Source organism: Bacillus sp. NP157 (assembly GCA_018889975.1).
Taxonomy (GTDB): Bacteria; Pseudomonadota; Gammaproteobacteria; order Xanthomonadales; family Rhodanobacteraceae; genus Luteibacter.
The window spans coordinates 550605-573397 of the sequence record CP076546.1; the positions used below are offsets into that span (position 1 = coordinate 550605).

A 22793-nucleotide genomic window follows, 5' to 3' on the forward strand; every position below is an offset into this window, starting at 1 on the left:
TCATGCGTTATCTTGATAACCTGATCCTCAACACCGACAGCTACAAGGCGAGCCACTGGCTGCAGTACCCGCCGGGTACGGATGCCACCTTCTTCTACGTCGAATCGCGCGGCGGCATGTACGACCGCACCGTCTTCTTTGGCTTGCAGGCGATCCTCAAGGAGTGGCTGTCACGGCCGGTGACGCATGCGGACGTGGACGAGGCCCGCGACTTCTTCGCCGCGCACGGCGAACCGTTCAACGAGGCAGGCTGGCGTCGCATCGTCGACGTCCATGGCGGTCGGATGCCGATGCGCGTCCGCGCGGTGCCGGAAGGCAGCGTGGTGCCGACCCACCAGGCGCTGGTGACGATCGAATCGACCGACCCGGAAGCCTACTGGCTGCCGAGTTACCTGGAGACCCTGCTGCTGCGCCTGTGGTATCCGGTGACCGTGGCGACGCAGAGCTGGCAGGTGAAGCGCGTGATCGCATCGTTCCTGGAAAAGACCAGCGACGAACCGGCCGTGCAGCTGCTGTTCAAGCTGCACGACTTCGGCGCGCGTGGCGTGTCCAGTGCCGAGTCCGCCGCGCTGGGCGGCATGGCGCACCTGGTCAACTTCCGTGGCACGGATACGGTGCAGGGCGTGCTTGCGGCGCGGGCCTATTACGGCGAGCCCATGGCCGGCTATTCGATCCCCGCCGCGGAACACAGCACGATCACCAGCTGGGGCCGCGATCGCGAGGTCGACGCGTACCGCAACATGCTTCGCCAGTTCGCGAAGCCCGGTTCGCTGGTCGCCGTGGTCTCGGACAGCTACGACATCTTCCATGCGATCCGTGAGCACTGGGGCAAGGCCTTGCGCGACGAGGTGATCGCCTCGGGCGCCACGCTGGTCGTGCGGCCCGATTCCGGCGATCCGGTCGAGGTCGTGCACCAGTGCATCGCCTTGCTCGACGAGGCGTTCGGCAGCACGGTGAACGGCAAGGGTTTCAAGGTGCTCAACCATGTGCGCGTGATCCAGGGCGACGGGGTGAACCCGCAGAGCATCCGCGCGATCCTCGAACGCATCACCGGTGCCGGCTACGCCACGGACAACATCGCCTTCGGCATGGGCGGCGCGTTGCTGCAGAAGGTGGATCGCGACACGCAGAAGTTCGCGCTGAAGTGTTCGGCGGCGCGGATCGACGGACGCTGGGTCGACGTGTTCAAGGCGCCGGTGACCGATGCGGGCAAGTTCTCGCAACGCGGCCGGCTGACCCTGACCCGGCATCGCGAGTACGGCACCTGGAAAACCGTGCCGATTCCCGAAGGCATCGCCCGCGCCGAGGACATGCCGCTCGACCACGGCTGGGAGCATGCGATGGTGACGGTGTGGGAGGACGGGGTGCTGGTGAGCGACCAGGCGTTTACGGAGGTGCGGGCGCGGAGTGAGGCGGCGATTTCATGAACCCGGGGGCAGGGGTGGGGTGCCGGGTATTGGTTTTCGCGCGCAGGCGCGCTCCTACACGCGAATGTCTTATCCGGCCAACACCGCCGCCGCATACGCCTTGATCCGCGCCAACATCGCCGCGAGCCCGTTCGAGCGCGTCGGCGACAGATGCTTGGCCAGCCCGATCTCCTGGATATAGCTCGGCTCGGTGTCGACGATTTCCTGGGCCGAGCGATCCGAATACACCCGCAGCAACAGCGCGATCAGCCCGGAGACGATGGCCGAATCGCTGACGGCTTCGAAGTGCAGGCGGGAGGCATCGCCCGAGGGCACCAGCCACACCATCGACTGGCAACCGCTGACGCGGTTGTCTTCGTTCTTCTGATCGTCAGGGAAGGCGGGCAACTGCTTGCCCAGGTCGATCAGGTACTGGTAACGCTCGGTCCAGTCGCTGAAGAAACCGAATTCCTCGGCGATGGCGGCCTGTGCCTCGGCGGCGGTGGCTTCCTGGGGTTCGACGTATTCGTTCATGCCTTCACCACGCTCCAGCGCGTGCCCTGCGCGCCGTCTTCGATGGCGATGCCAAGCGCCTTGAGCTGGTCACGGATGGCATCGCTGCGGGCAAAATCCTTCGCTGCGCGGGCGGCGCGGCGTTCTTCCAGCAGGGACTCCACCAGCGCCGCGTCGACCGCGTCGCCGGGGTTGCCCTGGCGGAACCATGCTTCCGGGTCTTCCTGCAGCAGGCCGAGCAGCGCACCGCCGCCGACCAGGGCCGCCTTCGCAGCGATGCGCTCGTCGCCGGTGGCCTTGCGCGCGGCATCGGCCAGCTGCGAGATCTCCGCCAGCGCCTGCGGGGTGTTGAGGTCGTCGCACAGCGCGGCCTCCACCGACGCGGGCACCACCGGCTCGCCGGTCGGCACGTCCGCCATGTCGCGCAGGGCACCGTACCAGCCGTCGAGCGTGCGCACGGACTGCGTCAGCGCGGCATCGGACCAGTCCAGCGGCTGGCGGTAGTGGCCGCGCAGCAGCATCAGGCGCAAGGCTTCGCCCGGATGCTTGCCTAGCAGCTCATGCAGCTGCAGCACGTTGCCCAGCGACTTCGACATCTTCCTGCCGTCGAAGGTGAGCATGCCGTTGTGCAGCCAGTAGCGGGCGAAGGTCTTGCCGCCATGGGCGCAGACGCTTTGCGCGATCTCGTTCTCGTGGTGAGGGAAGGTCAGGTCGACGCCACCGGCATGGATGTCGATGGTGTCGCCCAGGTGGGCTTCGCTCATCGCCGAGCATTCGATGTGCCAGCCGGGCCGGCCGCGGCCCCAGGGGCTGTCCCAGCCGGGCAGGGTATCGTCCGACGGCTTCCACAGCACGAAGTCGCCCGGGCTGCGCTTGTAGGGGGCCACCTCGACGCGGGCGCCGGCGATCAGCTCGTCCGGGTCGCGGCCGGAGAGGGCGCCGTACTCGGGGTAGGACTCCACGTGGAAGAGGACATGGCCCTCGGCCTCGTAGGCGTGCCCTGTCGCGATCAGGCGCTCGATCATGGCGATGATCTGCGGGATGTGCGCCGTGGCGTGGGGCTCGACATCCGGCGGGGCGACGCCGAGGCGGGCGATGTCCTCGCGATAGGCCTGGGCGTAGCGGTCGGTGATCTCGCTGATCGGCACCCCGGCCGCGGCGGCAGCCGTGTTGATCTTGTCGTCCACGTCGGTGATGTTCCGGGCGTAGACCAGGTTCGGGTAATGCCGGCGGATCAGCCGGGCCAGCACGTCGAACACCACCGGCGGCCGGGCGTTGCCGATATGGATGTAGTTGTAGACCGTCGGCCCGCAGACGTACATCGTGACCCGCTGCGGATCCAGCGGAGCAAAGGCTTCCGTGCGGCGGGACAGGGTGTTGTAGAGCGAAATCGTCATCGTGGGTCCGTGGGCGGGCCGGCGGCCGGGGCCGGCCTGAAATAGTAGCAAGGCCGGGGGATACCCGCCCACGCGCGAGCGCGGAATTGGTTGACAGGCGGCCTGCCGGGCTTTCCGTGGAGACATAAGCGTGGATTCAGCGTGATCTTGATGAAATGGCGTCCAGTAGGCGCTTTCCTGCGTCTGCCTGGAGGTTTTCCTACATGTCTCGCCTGCTTCTCCCCGCTTTGATCCTCGCGGTTTTTGCTACCGGTGTCAGTGCCCAGGATCGCTATGGGCCGCCGCCGCCCCCGCCGTCGCAGTCGGCGGGTCCGGACGACAATACTCATTTTGGCTGGGCGGACGTGCTGCGCGTCGACCCGGTCTATGGCGTGGCCCGCGTGGAAACCCCGCGGCAGGAGTGCTATGACCAGCAGGTGGTGACCCGCCAGCCAAGTAGCGGCAGCGCGGCCGGGACGATCCTGGGCGCGGTGGTCGGTGGCGTGCTGGGTAACACCGTGGGCAAGGGCGACGGCCGCAAGGCGGCGACGGTAGCTGGCGCGGTGGCCGGCGGCGTGGTCGGCAACAACGTGTCGCGTAGCGGTGGCTCGGAGTACCAGAGCACCGAGACCCGCTGCCGTGACGTGAGCTCGGTGACCGAGCAGCGTCGCATCGCCGGTTACGACGTCGAATACCGCTATCGCGGCGAGGTCTACGTGTCGCGCCTGAACTACGATCCGGGCGAGCGTCTGCGGGTGCGCGTGAGCGTATCGCCGGCGGACTGACCCCAGTCCCGCTGGATACCAGAAAGGCCGCGAGCAATCGCGGCCTTTTTCGTGCGCCGGCCGCGGCGCTCGGGCGTGGCCGCAGGCGCGGCGCTCGGGCGTGGTCGCAGGCGCGGCGCTCGGGCGTGGTCGCAGGACCAGCCCTCGGCGCCCACCCTCGCTGCTCAGACAGGTCCTCCGCGCTCGACAAGGTTGGCCGCAGCCGCGGCCCATGTACTTATCGCCCTACGGGCGCTCACTTGTGCGGAACTCGCCTCGAGGGTAGGCCCCGAGGCCTGTTCTTGCAGCCCGCCGCAAGCCTTGTCTGTAGGAGCGCGCCTGCGCGCGAAAATCCAACGGGGCGGGGATGATGGAACCTGATTCATCGACTCGTTCGAACACGCTTTGGAATCACGTTGAAATGATGATCCCGGGCGCTGGTACCTGATGTGTTTAGGCGATCCCAATTCGCGCGCAGGCGCGCTCCTACAAGAGCCGCCGTTGCGTCGGGCCGTCCGACCCGGCGTGCGGGGACGTGGAAGAAGAGCCCTCGGCGCCTACCCTCGAGGCGAGTTCGTGGCGGCGAGGGGGCCGGGCGGAAGAAGCCCGAAGGGGGCCGGCCACGATGGCCGGCCGTTCTTGTTGAGGCAGGATGCCGAATCAAGAACCTCCGCCCGGCACCCGGTGCGCGGCCGCAGGCCAATAGATAAACGGGCTGCGGAGCAGCCCCTCCCTGTCGCACGCCAGAACGCTGTCTGAGCAGCGAGGGTAGGCACCGAGGGCTCTTCCTGCCGCCACGCCCGAGCGCCGCGCGGCGGTCGGCCGCAACGGCACCCCCAATCGCCCGCAGGCGCCCGTCAGCGTGGGGGCGCCAGTACGGTGAGGGTGATGCGGGCGAACGGCCCGTTGCTGGCCACGGCGGTGATCTGGTGGGTGCCGGGGGTGTCCAGGGCGATCTGCACGGGCGCATCGCCCGCGGTATCGGCCTGCCAGCGGCCGTCGAGCAGCCAGGCCACATGCTGCGTGGTGCCCACGGCGGTCAGGGTCGCGCGCAGTGGGCGGGTCGCGTTCGCGGGCTGGCGTAGCGTGCTCTGGTCGGCGAGGCCGGCGATGCGGATCGGGCCGACGGCGTCCAGCGAGTCGGGCGCACAGCCCGGGGCGAGCGGCGGCAGGGCGCTGGCGCTGAGATCGTCGGGCGAGAGCCAGGGCGTGGCGAGCGCCGGCCAGCGGGCGATCGTGCGTATCGTCGTCGACGCGGGCCGGCAGCTGGCGCTGAGGCGCCGGCCCTGCGCGTCGACGCGGAGCTTCACCAGGCCGCTGGCCCACGCCGTGACGCCGCGCTCGGCAAGCGTCGGCGGCACCACGCCGTCGAGCGACCAGCCGTTGACGTGGCGGCGGCAATCGGCAGGCGACGTGTTCGCGGCGAGGGCGCCGAGCGGCCAGCAGACGTCGACCGCATGCACGCTCGCGGGGCGCGCGTCGAAGTGGCCGCTGTGCGTGGCCGGCAGCATGGCGTCCAGCGCGAACAGCAGCGGCAACGCCGTCACCGCGCCGTACTGGCCCGGCGAGGGCGTGCCGTCGGGCCGGCCGATCCATACGCCGACCGTCCAGTCATCGTTCACGCCCACCGCCCATGCATCGCGATAGCCATAGCTGGTGCCGGTTTTCCAGGCCAGCGGACGGCGCGTGCTGGCACTGCCCTGGATCGGCGCGCCTTCGACGTCGGCGGGATTGGAGCCGAGGACGTCGCGGATGATCCATGCCGCGCCAGGCGAGAGCATCCGCCGTTCGCGCAGCGGATCGCTGGCGGTGTAGCGCACCGGCGCGGCAATCCCGTGGTTGGCGAGCGCGGTGTAGGCACCGACGAGGTCTTCCAGGCGCGCCGACGTGCCGCCGAGGATCACCGACAGGTTGGGCGTGGCGCCGTCGGGCAGGCGCAGGGCGAGGCCGCCGGCGGCGAGCCGCGCGGTGAAGCGGGTTGGCCCGACATGGTCGAGGATATCCACGGCCGGGACGTTCAACGAACGCTGCAAGGCCTCGGCGACGCTCACCGGACCGTGGAAGCGTTCGTCGAAATTGGCGGGGCGATAGCCGTCGAAATCCTCCGGGCCGTCGACCAGCAGGCTGGCCGAGCCGACGATGCCATCGTCGAGCGCGAGCCCGTAAAGAAACGGTTTCAGCGTGGAACCGGGCGAACGCCATGCGCGCACCATGTCGACATGGCCCAGCCGCATCGGATCGGCGAACGCGGCGGTGCCGACGTAGACGCGCGCCTCGCGGGTGACGTTGTCGACGACCAGCACGGCGGCGGAGGTGCGCGGCGGCAGCCGCGACAGGTACGACGCGACGCGTTCCTCGACGGCGCGCTGCAAGGGTGCATCGATGGTGGTGGTGATCCGCCGCTGGTCGGGGGCGGCGGCATGCAGGCGCTCGGCCAGCAGGGCGGCGTCGAGTGGCGAACGGAGCGAGCGTGCCGCCACGGCTTCCATCGCCGCATCCTTCGCGTCGGCGGCGTTCCAGACGCCGAGGTCGCGCATGCGCTGGATCACCTTGTCGCGCGCGATGCGGGCGGCACCGGCGTGGCGGTCCGGACGCAGGCGACTCGGCGACTGCGGCAACACGGCGAGCAGCGCGGCCTCGGCCCGTGACAGGCTTGCCGCGGGTTTGCCGAGGTAAGCCCACGAGGCCGCTTCGACGCCTTCGATCGGGCCACCGAACGGTGCATGGTTGAGATAGAGGTCGAGGATCTGGGCCTTGCTGAGGTGCGCCTCCAACTGGAGCGCGCGGAAGATCTGCACGAACTTGCCACCCACGGTATGCGGGATCGGCATGATGCTGCGCGCGACCTGCATCGTGAGCGTGGAGCCACCCGACACGATCCGCCCATGCAGGGCGCCTCCCGCGGCACCGCGGATCAACGCCCACGGATTGACCCCGGGGTGCTTCCAGAACCAGCGGTCTTCGTAGGCGAGCAGGGCCTGCAGGTACAGCGGCGAAACCTGCGATGCCGAGACCTGGTATCGCCACACGCCGTCGCTGTCGGCGAACGCACGCAGGGGCGTGCCGTCGCGCGCGACGACGACGCTGCTGAGCGCACTGGGCGCGGGAAGGCGAAGGGGAAAGATCCGGTCCATCGCCACCGCGATCAACGCCACGGCGGCGACGGACAGGAGGGCGGCCCGGCCTAAGCGCCGGGCCCTTGCGTATCTCACGGTTCAACCACCGTGATCGAGGCCGGGGTGGTCTTGCCTACGCCACGGATCGACGGGCGATACATGTCTTCGACCAGCGGCGGCGGCACCACGTACGTGCCCGGGGTCACCGCACGGACGATGTAGAACAAGCGCACGGCCTGGCCCTGGCGCAGCTTCACGGCAGCGGCGTAGCGGTCGTCGCGGTATTCCTCGTGCTCGGCGACCTGGGCCGTGGCGTGTTCGGCCAGGTCCATGCCATCGATGACGGTGCCTTCCCACTGGCGCGCCCCGCCGAGGTTGAGGTTCTCGACTTCCAGGCCACCCGGGACGAGGTCGGTGACGATCGCGTCGGGCATGTCCTGGCGGGCTTCGATGGTCAGCTCGGTGATCAGCGTGTCGCCTTCTTTCAGCGAGCTGCCTTCCCAGGCCTTGCCATCGGTGGTGAACCACGCGCGGCGAACGTCGACCTGGCTCGGGTCGGCGGCAGGTGCCTTGCCCGGAACGCCCGCGATGTCGAGCGTGGCGAACACCGTATCGGTGCTGTCCGGCTGCACGGTGACGCCCGACGCCATTTCGACACTGCTCAGGTCGCGCACCCACAGCGTCTTGCCCGCGGGCACGGCTTCCGTGCCGGCGCCGACATGCAGCGTCGCGGAGAGCGGCTTGCCGCCACCGGCGTCGAAGGTATGCGCGACGCGGGCGATCGACACCTGTTCCTGCGTGCTGAGGTGCGACCACGACCAGTGGTAGTACGTGGTCTTTTCCTCGGCGCTATGCGTGCGGTTGGTGACGTTGCGCGCCCAGTCGACCAGCTTCGCGTCGTATTCGGGCTTGTTCATCGCGAAGGCGTGCGTCAGGGCCACCATCTGGCCAAGGTCGCGCAGGTCCGAGCCGTAGTCGCCAACGTACCAGGGGCGTTCCTTCGTCCAGGCGAAGGCTTCGTCCACGGCCTTGCGGCCACGCTCTTCGTCACCCATCAGCTTCAGCGCGATGCCCAGGTGCACCAGCGGCAGCGGGCCCACCAGCTTGTCGCGATCGTTGTCGAAGATCGTGCGCAGCGTGCCCAGCGGCGCGCGGTTGACGCGTGCGAGCACGAAGCCGCTGTAGGCCTCGTCGGCGATGCGCATGTGGTCGTGCTGTTCGAAGCCGTAGTACGGATGGCCACCGGCGAGGAGGTCGTCGTTCAGCGCCTTCAATGCCTTCTGCAGCACTTCCTGCGGGATCACGAAGCCGGCATCGCGGGCGTCCAGCATGAAGTCCACGACATACGGCGTCATGAAGGTCTGCACGGGGCTGGTGCCACCCCAGAAGCTGAAGTGCCCCTTGTCGGCCTGGAACGACGCGATGCGTGCAAGCGCCGCCTCGACCGCCGACTGGCGACTGGCCGGGTTGAGCCCACCCACGCCGAGTGCCTTGCCGGTGGCGTCGTCCATGAACAGGGCGGCGAAGCCCTTGCTGGTGGTCTGCTCGATGCAGCCGTACGGGTAGTCGAGCAGGTTCTTCAGCGCCTTGTTATAGGGCAGCGGCGGCAAGGTGCTGAGGGTGACCCGCGCGTTCACCGTAGACGGGGTGTACGCGTTAGACAGGCTGCCGTCGAGCTTGACCGGCTTGCCGCCTTCGATCGCCATCGGCACCGTCTGCACCTCTTCGGGCCAGCCGCTGCGCACGGTGAACTCGAAGTGGCGGTCGACGGTGAAGTCGTTGAGCTCGGCGTGGATATCGATCTTCGCCACGCCAACGCCCGCCGCGGCCGTGACCGGCATGCTGAGGATCGTGCCGGCGCCGTTCTTCAGCGTGGCCTGCTGGGTCGGGTTGTCGACATGCACCAGGCCATCGGTCTTCACCGTGACCTTGGCGATGCCATCCTTGCCGGACATGTTCTTCAGGTCGACGGTGATGCGTGCCTTGTCGCCGCCGGCCATCACCCGGGGCATGCCCGGCTCGACCACCAGCGGAGCGCGCACGACGACCTGGCCTTCCGCATGGCCGAAACGCTGGTCGGTGAAGGCGAGGGCGGAGACGCGCAGGGTGCCGTTGAAATCGGGCACGTCGACGCTGACCTTCGCGTTGCCGCTCGCATCGAACTGCACCGGGCCGGCGAACAGGTCGACGATCTTGATCTTCGGGTTGGGACGCTGTGCGTGCGGCAGGCCGTTGCCGGACATGTCGCCACCGTAACGCACCTTCGCGACGGTGCCGTCCATGGCTTCGATCACGCGGCTATACAGGTCGTAGGCGTCGATGACCATGGCGCGCGGCGCGAACATCCACGTCCATGCATCGGGGACGGGGTAGTTGGTGATGTTGAGCACGCCCTGGTCGACGGCGGCCAGCGTGACGAAGCCCTTCTGGCCCGCCAGGCCGTCCGCGTGGACGGTGACCGGCAGGGGCAGGCCGGGACGCATGGTGGCCGGTGCCTGCAGGGTCAGCGGCAACTGGCGGTCGTTGCGGTCCATCGCGACGTGCTCGATGCCCATGGCGCGTGCCGGCGTGGTCTTGTCCGAGGCCTTGCCGCCGCGGAACACCAGCGCGACGACGTGCACGTCGTGGCGTTCCCAGTCAGCCGTGACCGGGATCTCGAAGGTGCTCCCGGCCTTGGCGTCGATGTCCTTGGTGTAGAGCAGGTGGTCGCTTTCCACGAGCAGCACGCCCGGGCCCGGCTGCGGCGGGGTCACGGTGACCTTCAGGGTATCGCCGGTGCGATAGCGCGCCTTGTCGAGGGCGAGCTTGACCTTGTCCGGGCGCGACTCCTTGCCAAGGTTCTGGTCTTCCCAGCTGTAGCCGGCGAAGAACGGGAAGTTGGTGGTGAGCTTGGTCGCCGGGTCGTAGACCTCCAGGCGGTAACCGCCCCATTCGACCGGGAAGTCGAGCTTGACCCGCTGGCCCGCGACGACATCGATGTCGCGCTCTTCGATCAGCTGCAGCGAGACGTTCTCGTTGGATTTCCAGTCGTCGCCGTGTTCGTACAGCCAGTAGAAATCGCGCACCTCGCGCTGCAGGCGCACCTTCAGGTGCTGGCCGGCGACGAGCTTGCCATCGACGTTCGCGCGGACGATTTCGAAGCCGGCATTGCCTTCGCTTTCCGCACCCTGCTTCGGATCGAACAGCGGGCGCACGCCGACCAGTTCCGGCGCGGGCCAGAAGGTGCGATTGAGCACGCGGGTGACGGCGCGGCCGCCGGATTCATAGACGCTTCCGGACACGATCATCGCGTAGGGCGTGGTCTGCGGCAGGTCGCCGGGCAGGCTGATTTCCTGCGTCGCGTTGCCCTTGTCGTCCAGGTGGTCGTCGACCGCGTCTTCGCTGGGCGTGCTGGACGGTGCCAGCGGATCGCCGAAGAAGGTGTCCTGCATCGACGCGACCGGGTGCTGCTCGGGCTTGACGAAGACACGGGCGGTGAAGCGGTTGCCGGCGGCCGGGGCGCCGAACAGGTAGCTCGAGGCGACGGTCATGTCGAGCGCCTCACCGGCCATGACGCGGGCCTGCTGGCTGTCCAGGGCCACCTTGAGGCGCTCGGGGAGGAATTCCTCGACGTGGAACGGGAAGGCCTGCACCGATTCCTTGCTGGCCGGGTCGAGGCGGAATTCCAGCTGCCACAGGCCGGTGGCAGCGTCGGCGGGCAGGGTCTGGCGGAGCTCGAAGTAGTTGAGGTCGCGCGGTTCGATCTTCGTGTCGGCCAGGGCACGGCCGTCGGGCTGCTTCAGGCGCACGTAAACGGGCTGGGCCTTCATCGCCTTGCCGTCGTAGTCGCGCAGCAGGGCGGAGACGCGCATGTCTTCGCCGGGGCGATACAGGTCGCGGCCGGACCACGCATACACTTCGAAGGGCGCCTGGCGGCGGCCGCTGACATCGAAGTTGGAGACGTCGAGCGCCGGCCGGTTGAACGGCAGTACCGACACGTCCTTGTCGTGGCGGGCGATCAGCACGTCGTTGCGGTCGGGCTTGTAGGCCAGCAGCGCGTTGCCGTCCTTGTCGGTCTTTGCCTTGAGCTTCGAGCCGCCGCTCTCGTCGGTGATCTCGATGTCGACGCCAGCGATCGCGCTGCCGTCTTCAAGCGATGCGACGTGGAGCAGGGCGTTGTCCTTGTACACGCGCAGGTGCAGGCCAAGGTCGCTGACGAAGAAGGTGGCGGTGTCGTACTCGTCGCGGAACACGCCGCCGCGACGAAGCACGGCCATGTAGACGCCGGGTTCCTTCAGCTGCGGGATGTCCTGCACGGGGATGTAGCTGATGGTGCGTGCGTTGGGCGCGCCCTTCAGCGTGTAGTGGTTGGCGTAGACCGAGTCGCCGATCGTAGTGAGCGCGATGCGTGTCTGGTCGCCTTCATTGCAGTTGTCGTAATTGGACGGGTCGTGGTCGAGGTCGTAGTTGCCACGGCGCTTCTGTCCGGGGTAGCTGCAGAACAGCTTCGAAAGGGCATCGTCATGGACGCGGAAGAACTCGATGCTGGCGTCTTCGACGTTCATGGAGACGACCGGCAGTCCACGGGTGCCCCGGGCGGGTAGCACGCTGCCGCGCGAGGCGAAGCCGAGTGCCGGCGGCAGGTTGCCGGAGAACACGTCGCGTTTTTCGTCGGCGGCGAAGGCGTGGCCGCTGGCGGCGAGCAGGCTGGGGTGCACGGTGACGGCGTAATGCTGGTTGGCCTGCACGTAGGGGAAGACCAGGGTCTGCTGGTCGTCTTCGAGCTGCCAGCTGCCCTTGACCGGGGCGCCCTGGCTGTCGGTGACCTCGACGCGTTTGTCGAATTCCTGCGACGCGGCGATCTTTTCGTTGAATTTGATCGCGAGCTGGGTCTGGTTGTCCTGGTACCGGCTGGCGGCCGCTTCGATGGCCAGGCGGTCGGGTGCCGTTTTTGCCTTGTTGGCGGCGGTTCCTTGTAGCTCGGGTTTGTCGCCGTCGTGCTTTCCGCAGGCGGTGACGAGGGCGATGGCGGCGATGAGGCCGCACACGACGATTCCGCCGCGGAGGCGGCGGGTCTTTCCTTGGCTCGACATGTTGGTTTCCCTGGTTACTGGAGACAGTGTCGCAGGAAAATATGGCGCCGTGGAGGCGGCCGCATGGCGCGGCGCGTGCAGGCTGCGCGCAACCGAGCTTGCCGTCGTGCCCGACGTTCGCGCGGCGCTCGTGCGTGGTCGCAGGACAGCCCTCGGTGCCTACCCTCGCTGCTCAGACAGGTCCTCCGCGCTCGATAAGGTTGGCCGCAGCCGCGGCCCATGTACCTATTGCCCTACGGGCACTCGCTTGTGCGGAACTCGCCTCGAGGGTAGGCACCGAGGGCTCTCCTCACCGTGGCAGCGAGGTCGTGTAGGAGCGCGCCCGCGCGCGATCCAAGACGCAATGGCACGGCCGCAGCCATTGAACCGCTGTTGCCTTGACGCATTTCGCCCGCACCCGGTATCTACTGTCGCGTGGCCCAACATCCGTTTGGCCCAACAACCAGGGATAGGGTGCTTCGATGCCTCATGGACGATGGATGACAGCCTGTGCAAGGCGAATCGGTGGAATGGCTGCCGTGTTGTTTCTGGCAACGCCAGCTATCGCGATGGCGGCGGCGCACGAAGATCCCACCGAACACCGCCTCGCAGCACTCGATGCGTCGGCACCGAGCGACCTGTCGCCGGCGGACACACGTCTGTTGTTTGAAACGCTGGCGTCGTCGCGTTTGCTTGAGCGTCCCGCGTTGGCCCCGGCGGTGGTCGAGCGGGTTGGGCGGCTGATTTTCCGGGCGAAGGCCGATCCGGTGGGGCAGCAGACGTATCTGGACGATTACCCGGGGCTTTGGCGGCGGATCGGGGGGGATGTGGATCCGCTGGGGCTGGCGAACCTTGAGGATCGGGTGGCGCGGAGCGAGGGGCACCCGCAGCTCTATGGGACGTTGCCGCCATCGTCGTTGGACTATCCGGCGGCGGATGCCCAGCGTAACTATGCGTCGGCCCGGGACATGCTCGGGGTAGCCGTGGACGCCAGGGTGGTGGCGGGCGTCGATGTCGTGCCCCTGGCCATGCGGCCGGCCCGCCCCGTGCCCCTGCCGGGCGTGCGCGCGGAGCTGCTCCGGCTGGGCGAGATCGACCAGGCGGTTCGCCGCTGGCCGGACAATCCGACTCCAGCGCAGGAGAAAGCCCTCATCGCGGCCATGGAGAAGGCCGACGCCTATACCTTGCCCCGCCTGCGCACGATCTACCACGCCCACGGCATCCCCGCGCCAGCGCAGGTCGGCCGGGCAGCCACCCACAGCGCCTTCCTCCTGATCCAGCACGCGATCGCCGACCCCGGCCTCATGCGCTCGGCGCTCGCCCAGGCGAAGTGGATGACCGCCCATGGCGACCTCCCCGCCATCGACTACGCCCTGCTATCCGACCGCGTCGACTGCGTCCTCGACCACCGCCCCCAGCAATTCGGCACCCAGGGCTCCCGCAACCCAGCCAGCCACTGGTATTGCCCCATCGCCGAGCCCCTGGGCGTCAACACACGCCGCGCCGCCCTGCACATGGCCCCGCTGAGCCGTGAGGAGATTTACGGGGCCAGCGGCAAGGCGGGTGGATAGGGGCCGGCCTCACGGCGGCATTAGATTTTAGATTTTCGCGCGCAGGCGCGTATCCAGGTTGCGGCTGCGCCGCCATGTTTCCCGATTCGCGCGCAGGCGCGCTCCTACATGAGCTGAGCGGGCTGCAAGAACAGGCCTCGGCGCCCACCCTCGAGGCGAGTTCCGCACAAGAGAGTGCCCGTAGGGCAATCAAATACATGGGCCGCGGCTGCGGCCAACCTTGTCGAGCGCGGAGGACCTGTCTGAGCAGCGAGGGTGGGCGCCGAGGGCTGGTCCTGCGACCACGCGCGAGCGCCGCGGGGAACCCCGGCCAGCGACACCCCCTCGGCGGGACGAGGCAGGCTGTTGCGCAGCGCACCAATCCACGGCATTATCGACGCTTCACCTTAGAAGACCCCGCCGTGTCCCACGCCGACTACACATCGAACGTCTACACCAGCGCCCGCATGGCCGCAGGGATGACGTCCCGTGCTCGTCGACCGTACATCGGACACCCGGCCGGGTAGGCTGTCGCGCGCATTTCATACGCAACGACTAAAAAACCCGGCCCCGTGCCGGGTTTTTTCGTTCTCGATTCCCCATTCTCTCCCTTCATCCCACGGCCCCGACAGGCCACCGACCGATCTGGACCGCCATGACCGTTCGCCACTTCCTCAACACCACCGACTACAGCCGCGCCGAAATCGACGCCCTGCTCGAGCAGGCCGCCGAGTTCAAACGCTCGCCCCAGGGCCAGCAACTGGCCGGCAAGTCCATCGCCCTGATGTTCTTCAACCCGTCCATGCGCACCCGGACCAGCTTCGAGATCGGCGCCTTCCAGATGGGCGGCCACGCGGTGGTGCTGGCACCCGGCAAGGACGCATGGCCGATCGAATTCGAGGTCGGGAGCGTGATGGACGGCGACACCGAGGAACACATCGCCGAGGTCGCCCGCGTGTTGTCCCGCTACGTCGACATCATCGCCGTCCGCGCCTTCCCCAAGTTCCAGGACTGGCAGGTCGACCGCCAGGACAAGGTGCTCAAGGCCTTCGCCCAGTACGCCACGGTGCCGGTCATCAACATGGAGACCATCACCCATCCGTGCCAGGAGCTGGCCCACGCGCTGGCGATGAAGGAACACCTGGGCGACCTGCAGAACAAGAAGTACGTCCTGACCTGGACCTACCACCCGAAGCCGCTGAACACCGCCGTCGCCAACTCGGCGCTGCTGATCGCGACGAAGATGGGCATGGACGTCACCCTGCTGTGCCCGACGCCCGAATACGTCCTCGACCAGCGCTACATGGATTTCGCCGCGCAGAATGCGCAGGAAAACGGCGGTTCGCTGCAGGTATCGCACGACATCGAAGCCGCCTACAGCGGCGCGCACGTCATCTACGCCAAGAGCTGGGGTGCGTTGCCGTACTTCGGCCGCTGGGACGAAGAGAAGGCCATCCGCGACGCGCACAAGCACTTCATCGTCGACGAAGCCAAGATGGCCCTCACCGACAACGGCCTGTTCAGCCACTGCCTGCCGCTGCGCCGGAACATCAAGGCCACCGATGCCGTGATGGATTCCCCCGCCTGCATCGCCATCGACGAAGCGGAGAACCGCCTGCACGTGCAGAAGGCCGTGATGGCCTCGCTGATGGCGCAGCCCGGTGTGAAGTCCGGCCTCGGCTTCTGATCGCATCCCGGGGCGCCGGCGCCTGCCGCCGTCGCCTCGTCGTAACCCTTCCGTGTTTGCCTTGATCCCCTGAACGCCCTTATTTCCGGAGCCAGCATGTCCAGCAAAGATATCGTCCTCGCCTTCTCGGGCGGCCTCGACACCAGCTTCTGCGTCCCCTACCTGATGGAGCGCGGCTATGCCGTGCACACCGTGTTCGTGGATACCGGTGGTGTTTCCGCCGAAGAGCGCGAGTACATCGAGCAGCGCGCCAACGAGCTCGGCGCCGCGTCGCACCGCACCGTCGATGCCTCGCAGGCGATCTGGGACAGCTTCGTCACCCCGCTGATCTGGGCGGGCGAGTTCTACCAGGGCCAGTACCCGCTGCTGGTCTCCGACCGCTACCTCATCGTGAAGGCTTCGCTGGAGCGCTGCGACGAACTGGGCACCAAGCTGTTCGCGCACGGCTGCACCGGCATGGGCAACGACCAGGTGCGTTTCGACCTGACCGTGAAGGCGCTCGGCGACTACACCATCGTCGCCCCGATCCGCGAGATCCAGCGCGAACACACCCAGGTCCGCGCCTACGAGCAGAAGTACCTCGAAGACAAGGGCTTCGAAGTGCGCGCCAAGACCAAGCACTACACCATCAACGAGAACGTCCTGGGCGTGACCATCTCCGGCGGCGAAATCGACGCATGGGAGATCCCGGAAGAGGGTGCCGTGGGCTGGTGTGCACCGCGCGCCGAATGGCCGTCCGAACCGCTGCGCATCGAGCTGGGCTTCGACAAGGGCACCGCCACCTCGCTCAACGGCAAGGCCGCGACCGGTCCGGAAATCCTCGCGTACCTCAACCGCGAACTGGCGAAGTACGGCGTCGGCCGTAGCCTCTACACCGGCGACACCAACATCGGCCTGAAGGGTCGCATCGTGTTCGAGGCGCCGGCACTGACCGCGCTGCTCACCGCGCACCGCGCACTCGAAGAGACCGTGCTGTCCAAGCAGCAGAACCGCTTCAAGCCGGAAATCGGCCGCAAGTGGACGGAAATCGCCTACGAAGGCTTCTTCAACGACCCGATCAAGGCCGACCTCGAAGCCTACCTGGTCAGCACGCAGCGCAAGGTCGATGGCAAGGTCATCATCGAAACCCGTGGCGGCACCGTCTACGCGGTCAAGGTCGAATCGAAGAACCTGCTGCACTCGAAGAAGGCCACTTACGCGCAGGCCGCCGACTGGGGCGTGGCCGAAGCCGAGGGCTTCATCAAGCTCTACGGCATGAGCTCGACGATCTGGGCCGAAGTCGACCGAGCCAACGGCGGGAAGTGATCGAGAACCCATGGATAAGCTCCTGAAGGAAACACTCGACCACCTGCGTGCGCTCGTGTCGTACGACACGCGCAACCCGCCGCGTGAGATCGGTACCGATGGCATCTTCGATTACCTGCGCGCGAACCTTCCCGGGTTCGACGTTCAGGTGACCGATTTCGGTGCGGGCGCCGTGAACCTCTACGCCGTGCGTGGCACGCCGAAGGTCCTGTTCAACGTGCACCTGGACACGGTGCCGGACAGCCCGCACTGGACCGCCAGCCCGCACGAATTGCGGGTGACGGAGGACCGTGCGATCGGCCTCGGTGCCTGCGACATCAAGGGTGCGGCCGCCGCGCTGGTGGCCGTCGCCAATGCCTCGCAGGGCGACATGGCCCTGCTGCTGTCCACCGACGAAGAAGCCAACGATGCGCGTTGCATCGACGGTTTCCTCAAGGACAAGCCGGCCTATGACGCGATCATCGTCGCCGAACCCACCAAGGGCCAAGCGGTGCTGGCGCATCGTGGCATCCACTCCGTGCAGATGCGTTTCCAGGGCCGCGCCGGGCATGCGTCCGGCGAACAGAAGCCGTCGGACAGCGCGTTGCACCAGGCCATCCGCTGGGGCGCCGCCGCGCTGGACCACGTGCAGGCGCTGTCGCACGAGCGTTTCGGCGGCCTCACCGGCCTGCGCTTCAACATCGGTAAGGTGGAAGGCGGGATCAAGGCCAACGTGATCGCACCCACCGGCGACGTGCGCTTCGGCTTCCGCCCGCTGCCGTCGATGGACGCGGACAAGCTGCTGGAGACCTTCCGCACGCTGGTCGAGCCGGCGCCGGTGGAATACGGCGAGACCTTCCGCGGCGACTCGCTGCCGGCCGGCGACACCGCCACGGCCGAGGCGCGCCGCCTCGCCGCGCGCGACCTCGCCGACGAGCTGGAGATCCCGGTGGGTAACGCCGTGGACTTCTGGACCGAAGCCGCGCTGTTTTCCAAGGCGGGTTACACCTGCTTCGTCTACGGCCCCGGCGACATCGCGCAAGCGCACACCGCCGACGAATGGGTCGCCCTCGACCAGCTGGGCCAGTACGCCCAGACCATCCTCCGGATCGTCGATCGTGGAATCTAAAAACACCCGCAAGACCATCGTCCGCCTGCTGTCCGCGATGGGTAGCGCACGCGAGATCCAGCAGTACCTGAAGCGTTTCTCCCAGCTCGACGCCGCGCGTTTCGCGGTGGTGAAGGTGGGTGGCGCCGTGCTGCGCGACGAGCTGGCCGACCTCACCTCGTCGCTGTCGTTCCTGCAGCAGGTCGGCCTGACGCCCATCGTTTTGCATGGCGCGGGCCCGCAGCTGGACGAGGAACTCGCCGCCGCCGGCATCGTGAAAAAGACGGTGAACGGCCTGCGCGTGACCTCGCCCGAAGCGCTCGCCATCGTCCGCCGCGTGTTCCAGTCGCAGAACCTGCGCCTGGTAGAAGCGCTGCAGGAAGTCGATACGCGCGCCACCTCGGTGCCATCGGGTGTGTTCACTGCCGACTACCTCGATCCCGACCAGCTTGGCCTGGTCGGCAAGGTCCGCTCGATCAACCTCGCACCGATCGAGGCCAGCCTGCGCGCCGGTTCCATCCCGGTGATCGCCAGCCTTGGTGAAACCGACTCGGGACAGATCCTCAACATCAACGCCGACTTCGCCGCGAACGAACTGGTCCGGGTGTTGCAGCCGTACAAGATCGTGTTCCTCACCGGCACCGGTGGCCTGCTCGACGGCGACGGCAACATCATCGATTCGATCAACCTGTCGACGGAGTTCGACCACCTGCTGCAGCAGCCGTGGCTGCATTCGGGCATGCGCCTGAAGGTGGAACAGATCAAGGACCTGCTCGACGACCTGCCGCTGACCTCGTCGGTGTCGATCACGCGCCCGGCCGACCTGGCCAAGGAGCTGTTCACGCACAAGGGCTCCGGCACGCTGGTTCGCCGCGGCGAACGCGTGCTGCGCTTCGAGTCATGGGACGGCGTCGACCTGCCGCGCATGCGTACGCTGATCGAATCCAGCTTCGGCCGCACGCTGGTCGAGGACTATTTCGAGCGCACCGACATCTACCGCCTGTATGTGTCGGAGAACTACCGCGCCGCGATGATCCTGACCATGGAAGACGGCTTCGCCTACCTCGACAAGTTCGCGGTGCTGGACGAAGCGCAGGGCGAAGGCCTTGGCCGTGCCGTGTGGCAGGTGATGCGCGACGAGAACCCGAAGCTGTTCTGGCGCTCGCGCCACGGCAACGTGATCAACCACTTCTATTACGCGGAGTCGGACGGCTGCTACAAGCAGTCGCGCTGGAAGGTGTTCTGGTACGGCCTGGACAACTTCGCCGACATCGAGCGTTGCGTCGCGCATTGCGCCACGCGCATCCCCACCTTGCAGGACTGACTCCAAGCCATGGCTACCAAGACCATCGGTATCGTCGGCGCACGCGGCCACACGGGCGCCGAGCTGATCCGCCTCATCGCCCGCCATCCTTCGCTGGAACTGGCCTTCGTTTCCTCGCGTGAGCTGGATGGCCAGCGACTGGCCGAGCACAACGACGTGTACAAGGGCGAGCTCGCCTATAGCAACCTCGATCCGGCGGCCGTGGCCGGGCAGGGCGTGGACGTGGTGATCCTCGCCCTGCCGAACGGCAAGGCCGCCCCGTACGTGGAGGCGATCGACCAGGCGGGCGGCGCGACCGTGGTCATCGACCTGTCGGCCGACTACCGCTTCGACGAGCGCTGGTACTACGGCTTGCCGGAGCTGTACCGCGATCGCTGGCGTGGCGAGAAGCGGATCAGCAACCCTGGTTGCTACGCCACCGCCATCCAGTGCTCGATCGCACCGATCAAGGACCTGCTTGCCGCCCCGCCGGTGTCGTTCGGCGTGTCGGGTTACTCCGGCGCCGGCACCACGCCGTCGGACCGCAACGATCCGGACAAACTGCGCGACAACCTGATGCCGTACTCGCTCACCGGGCACATGCACGAGAAGGAAGCCAGCCGTCACCTGGGCGTGCCGGTGGAGTTCATGCCGCACGTCGCGCCGCATTTCCGTGGCCTCACGGTGACGACCAATCTTTACCTGGCCAAGCAAGGCAAGCGCGAAGACATCGTCGAGCGCTTCCAGTCGCGCTACGCGAACGAGAAGCTTATCCACGTGGTGGACGAAGCACCCTGGGTCAGCCAGGTCGCTCACAAGCATCACCTCGAGGTCGGTGGCTTCGCCATGTCGGTCGACGGCCGCCGCGTCGTTGTCGTCGCCACGCTGGATAACCTGCTCAAGGGCGCGGCTACCCAGGCCATGCAGAACGTGAACCGTGCGCTCGGCTTCGACGAACTCACCGCTATCCCGCTTTAAGGATCCGACCATGACCCAGCCGCTCTGGCAGAAATCCGACACGCAGGTGGACGCGAAGATCATGCGCTTCCTCGCCGGCAACGACGTGGTGCTCGACCGCGAGTTCTTCCTGCATGACATCACGGCCAGCAAGGCGCACGTGGAAGGCCTCGCCAACATCGGCGTCGTTTCCGCCGACGAGCGCGACGCGCTCAAGCGCGAGCTCGATGCGCTCGCCGCCGATTTCACCGCCGGCGCGTTCGTGCTCGACGAGCGCTTCGAAGACGGGCATTCCGCCATCGAAGCGCGCCTGACCGAACGCCTCGGCGATGCCGGGCGCCGCGTGCACACGGGTCGTAGCCGGAACGACCAGATCCTCGTCGCGACCCGGCTGTGGTTGAAGGACAAGCTGGGCACGCTGGAAGCCCTGTGCCGCCGCATCGCCGAAGTCTGCCTCGAGCGCGCGGCGGGCGACGCTTTGCCGATGCCGGGGTATACGCACATCCAGCGCGCCGTCGTGTCGTCGACCGGGATGTGGTTCGCCGCCTTCGCCGAAGCCTTCATCGACAACACGCTGCGTGCGCGCCAGGCGATCGAGCTGATCGATGCCAACCCGCTGGGAACGGCGGCCGGCTACGGCGTGAACGTGGCGCTGGACCGCGCGCACACCACGCAGGCGCTGGGCTTTGCCCGCATGCAGGTCTCGCCGATCTACGCCCAGCTGTCGCGTGGCAAGTTCGAGATGGCCGCACTGGATGCCGTGGGCACCGCGTTGCTGGACACGCGCCGCCTCGCCTGGGACCTGTCGCTGTTCACGACGGCGGAGTTCGATTTCGTGAAGCTGCCGTCGGAGTACACGACGGGTTCGTCGATTATGCCGAACAAGCGCAATCCGGACGTCGTGGAACTGCTGCGCGCCAGCTACGCCAGCGTCGCCGCCGCGCGCACGGAGATCGAGCAGCTGCTTTCTCTGCCGTCGGGTTACCAGCGCGACCTGCAGTTCTCCAAGGGCTCGCTGTTCCATGGGTTCTCCATGGGCCTGGGTGCGCTGGAATTGCTGCCGGACATGCTCGCGCGCTTCGAATGGAAGGCCGAGCGGATGCGCGCCGCGATCGAGCCAGCGATGTACGCGACCGACGTCGCGATCGAGCAGGCCGTCGCCGGCGTACCGTTCCGCGATGCCTACCGTGCCGCGGCGGAAACCGCGGCGTCGGCGGGTGATGGCCGCACCCCGGAATCCAGCCTCGCAGCACGTACCTCACCCGGCGCCGGCCACGACCTGATGCTCGACGTCCTGCGCGCCAGGCTGGGCTGAGCCGGGCGTCCTGCGCCGGGCATCTCTGTAGGAGCGCGCCTGCGCGCGAATGGGGTGGAGAAGAGCGTAGCGGGTATCGAGTTGAGAGTTGAGAGTTGAGAGTTGAGAGTTGAGAGCAGGAGCCGGTTGTCGCTCTTACTCGTTACTCGTTACGCTCAACTCGTTACACCCCCACCAGCCTCCATTCGCGCGCAGGCGCGCTCCTACAACATCAACAGCGCGTGTGGATGGAGGTTCGATGACGACGCCTTTCGCCGAACAGTCCCTGCCTCCCTGGCGGCGTGCGGTCCTGAAGGTCGGTAGCAGCCTGCTTACGAACGCCGATGGCGCGTTGAGCGGTGAGCACGCCGAAGCGCTCGCGGACTTCGTGACCGCGAGTCGCCGGGCGGGCAGGGAAGTGATCATCGTCTCGTCGGGGGCCGTCGCCGCGGGACGCGGCCTGGCGTTGCCGGCGGGTGGCAGTGGTCTCACTGGTCGCCAGGCCCTTGCCGCGCTCGGCCAGACCCGTCTCGTCGCGCTGTGGCAGGGTTTCTTCGACGCGCCGGTGGCCCAGGTCCTGCTCACCCACGACGACCTGCGCAACCGCCGTCGCTACCTCAACGCCCGTGCGACGCTGCGCGAACTGCTGACGCTGGGGGCGATCCCGGTCATCAACGAAAACGACACCGTCGCCGTCGACGAGCTGAAGCTCGGCGATAACGACAACCTGGCCGCGATCGTCGCGGCACTGGTCGATGCCGACGTGCTGTTCATCGCCTCGGATATCGCCGGCCTGTACACGGCCAATCCCCGGCTGGATCCGCTCGCCGCACCCGTGCACGAGGTCCTCGAGGTGACGCCGGCGCACATGGCGAGCGCCGGCGGGGCCGGCAGCGCGGCCGGCACGGGTGGGATGCAGACCAAGCTGGAGGCGGCGATCAAGGCAGCGGCCGCCGGGATCGAGACCCTGCTGTTCGACGGGCGCGATTCGGCAAGCATCGCCCGACTCGCCGACGGCTACCTCACCGGGACCCGGCTGCACGCCCCGCGGTCGCGCCTTGCCGCGCGGAAGTATTGGCTGCGTCACGCCCCGGCCCTGGGCAGCGTCAGCGTCGACCCGGGCGCGGTGGCGGCGCTGCTCGAACGGGGTGCGTCATTGCTGCCCGGTGGGGTTCTGGGGGCGGTGGGGGAGTTCGCCCGCGGCGACGTCGTCGACGTCGCTGTGGATGGCCGGGCGGTCGCGCGTGGCATCGCCCAGTACGCCGCCGCGGACGTCCGTCGCATCGCCCGTCGGCATACACGTGACATCGAGGCCACGCTCGGTTACAGCTATGGGGAGAACGTCATCCACCGCGATGACCTGGTCGTCCTGCCCACAACATGA

Annotated in this window: 14 protein-coding genes; 10 read left to right on the forward strand and 4 right to left on the reverse strand. The window is 67.6% G+C overall.

Annotated elements, in window-relative coordinates; translation table 11 throughout:
- Positions 1 to 2 precede the first annotated feature (2 nt).
- A complete protein-coding gene (locus KPL74_02565; GenBank protein QWT20902.1) occupies positions 3 to 1427 on the forward strand; it encodes a nicotinate phosphoribosyltransferase in 1425 nt (474 codons plus the stop codon).
- 69 nt (positions 1428 to 1496) lie between these two features.
- Here the strand turns inward: KPL74_02565 and KPL74_02570 are convergent, their stop codons facing one another.
- Both KPL74_02570 and cysS read right to left on the reverse strand, forming a co-directional pair.
- Positions 1497 to 1940: a SufE family protein gene (locus tag KPL74_02570; GenBank protein QWT20903.1), complete on the reverse strand. Its 444-nt coding sequence runs from the start codon at positions 1938 to 1940 to the stop codon at positions 1497 to 1499.
- Positions 1937 to 3316, reverse strand: coding sequence for a cysteine--tRNA ligase (gene cysS, locus KPL74_02575; GenBank protein QWT20904.1), 1380 nt, complete (start codon positions 3314 to 3316; stop codon positions 1937 to 1939). The genes KPL74_02570 and cysS overlap by 4 nt, the downstream gene beginning before the upstream one ends.
- 203 nt (positions 3317 to 3519) lie before the next feature.
- Between cysS and KPL74_02580 the strand changes: the two genes are divergently transcribed.
- On the forward strand, positions 3520 to 4080 hold the full coding sequence (locus KPL74_02580) for a glycine zipper 2TM domain-containing protein (protein ID QWT20905.1): 561 nt from the start codon (positions 3520 to 3522) through the stop codon (positions 4078 to 4080).
- A gap of 836 nt (positions 4081 to 4916) precedes the next feature.
- Here the strand turns inward: KPL74_02580 and pbpC are convergent.
- Together pbpC and KPL74_02590 are read right to left on the reverse strand one after the other, a co-directional pair.
- Positions 4917 to 7271, reverse strand: coding sequence for a penicillin-binding protein 1C (gene pbpC, locus KPL74_02585; GenBank protein ID QWT20906.1), 2355 nt, complete (start codon positions 7269 to 7271; stop codon positions 4917 to 4919).
- Entirely contained in the window at positions 7268 to 12247 is a 4980-nt protein-coding gene (locus tag KPL74_02590; protein ID QWT20907.1) for an alpha-2-macroglobulin family protein, read from the reverse strand. The genes pbpC and KPL74_02590 overlap by 4 nt, the downstream gene beginning before the upstream one ends.
- A gap of 509 nt (positions 12248 to 12756) precedes the next feature.
- Here KPL74_02590 and KPL74_02595 point away from each other — a divergent pair.
- From KPL74_02595 to proB, 8 genes are all read left to right on the forward strand, one after another.
- On the forward strand, positions 12757 to 13797 hold the full coding sequence (locus KPL74_02595) for a hypothetical protein (protein QWT20908.1): 1041 nt from the start codon (positions 12757 to 12759) through the stop codon (positions 13795 to 13797).
- 634 nt (positions 13798 to 14431) lie between these two features.
- A complete protein-coding gene (locus KPL74_02600; GenBank protein QWT20909.1) occupies positions 14432 to 15463 on the forward strand; it encodes an N-acetylornithine carbamoyltransferase in 1032 nt (343 codons plus the stop codon).
- A 96-nt stretch (positions 15464 to 15559) separates the two neighbouring features.
- On the forward strand, positions 15560 to 16768 hold the full coding sequence (locus KPL74_02605; protein ID QWT20910.1) for an argininosuccinate synthase: 1209 nt from the start codon (positions 15560 to 15562) through the stop codon (positions 16766 to 16768).
- Positions 16769 to 16778: 10 nt separating this feature from the next.
- Positions 16779 to 17876 carry an acetylornithine deacetylase gene (locus KPL74_02610; protein ID QWT20911.1) on the forward strand — a complete coding sequence of 366 codons (1098 nt, stop codon included), beginning with the start codon at positions 16779 to 16781 and terminating at the stop codon, positions 17874 to 17876.
- Positions 17866 to 19179: an acetylglutamate kinase gene (locus KPL74_02615; GenBank protein ID QWT20912.1), complete on the forward strand. Its 1314-nt coding sequence runs from the start codon at positions 17866 to 17868 to the stop codon at positions 19177 to 19179. Before KPL74_02610 ends, KPL74_02615 begins: the two co-directional genes overlap by 11 nt.
- A 9-nt stretch (positions 19180 to 19188) precedes the next feature.
- Positions 19189 to 20136, forward strand: a complete 948-nt coding sequence (gene argC / locus KPL74_02620) for an N-acetyl-gamma-glutamyl-phosphate reductase (GenBank protein ID QWT20913.1) — start codon at positions 19189 to 19191, stop codon at positions 20134 to 20136.
- 10 nt (positions 20137 to 20146) lie between these two features.
- Positions 20147 to 21430: an argininosuccinate lyase gene (locus tag KPL74_02625; GenBank protein ID QWT20914.1), complete on the forward strand. Its 1284-nt coding sequence runs from the start codon at positions 20147 to 20149 to the stop codon at positions 21428 to 21430.
- Between the two features lie 238 nt (positions 21431 to 21668).
- Positions 21669 to 22793 carry a glutamate 5-kinase gene (gene proB, locus KPL74_02630; GenBank protein ID QWT20915.1) on the forward strand — a complete coding sequence of 375 codons (1125 nt, stop codon included), beginning with the start codon at positions 21669 to 21671 and terminating at the stop codon, positions 22791 to 22793.

What these genes read in the sequence shown, in the direction of transcription:
- cysS (QWT20904.1), bottom strand. Translation starts at nt 3,316, where the DNA reads ATGACGATTTCGCTCTACAACACCCTGTCCCGCCGCACGGAAGCCTTT.
- KPL74_02625 (QWT20914.1), top strand. Translation starts at nt 20,147, where the DNA reads ATGACCCAGCCGCTCTGGCAGAAATCCGACACGCAGGTGGACGCGAAG.
- KPL74_02580 (QWT20905.1), top strand. Translation starts at nt 3,520, where the DNA reads ATGTCTCGCCTGCTTCTCCCCGCTTTGATCCTCGCGGTTTTTGCTACC.
- KPL74_02600 (QWT20909.1), top strand. Translation starts at nt 14,432, where the DNA reads ATGACCGTTCGCCACTTCCTCAACACCACCGACTACAGCCGCGCCGAA.
- KPL74_02595 (QWT20908.1), top strand. Translation starts at nt 12,757, where the DNA reads ATGGCTGCCGTGTTGTTTCTGGCAACGCCAGCTATCGCGATGGCGGCG.
- KPL74_02570 (QWT20903.1), bottom strand. Translation starts at nt 1,940, where the DNA reads ATGAACGAATACGTCGAACCCCAGGAAGCCACCGCCGCCGAGGCACAG.
- KPL74_02590 (QWT20907.1), bottom strand. Translation starts at nt 12,247, where the DNA reads ATGTCGAGCCAAGGAAAGACCCGCCGCCTCCGCGGCGGAATCGTCGTG.
- KPL74_02565 (QWT20902.1), top strand. Translation starts at nt 3, where the DNA reads ATGCGTTATCTTGATAACCTGATCCTCAACACCGACAGCTACAAGGCG.
- KPL74_02605 (QWT20910.1), top strand. Translation starts at nt 15,560, where the DNA reads ATGTCCAGCAAAGATATCGTCCTCGCCTTCTCGGGCGGCCTCGACACC.
- proB (QWT20915.1), top strand. Translation starts at nt 21,669, where the DNA reads ATGACGACGCCTTTCGCCGAACAGTCCCTGCCTCCCTGGCGGCGTGCG.
- KPL74_02610 (QWT20911.1), top strand. Translation starts at nt 16,779, where the DNA reads ATGGATAAGCTCCTGAAGGAAACACTCGACCACCTGCGTGCGCTCGTG.
- argC (QWT20913.1), top strand. Translation starts at nt 19,189, where the DNA reads ATGGCTACCAAGACCATCGGTATCGTCGGCGCACGCGGCCACACGGGC.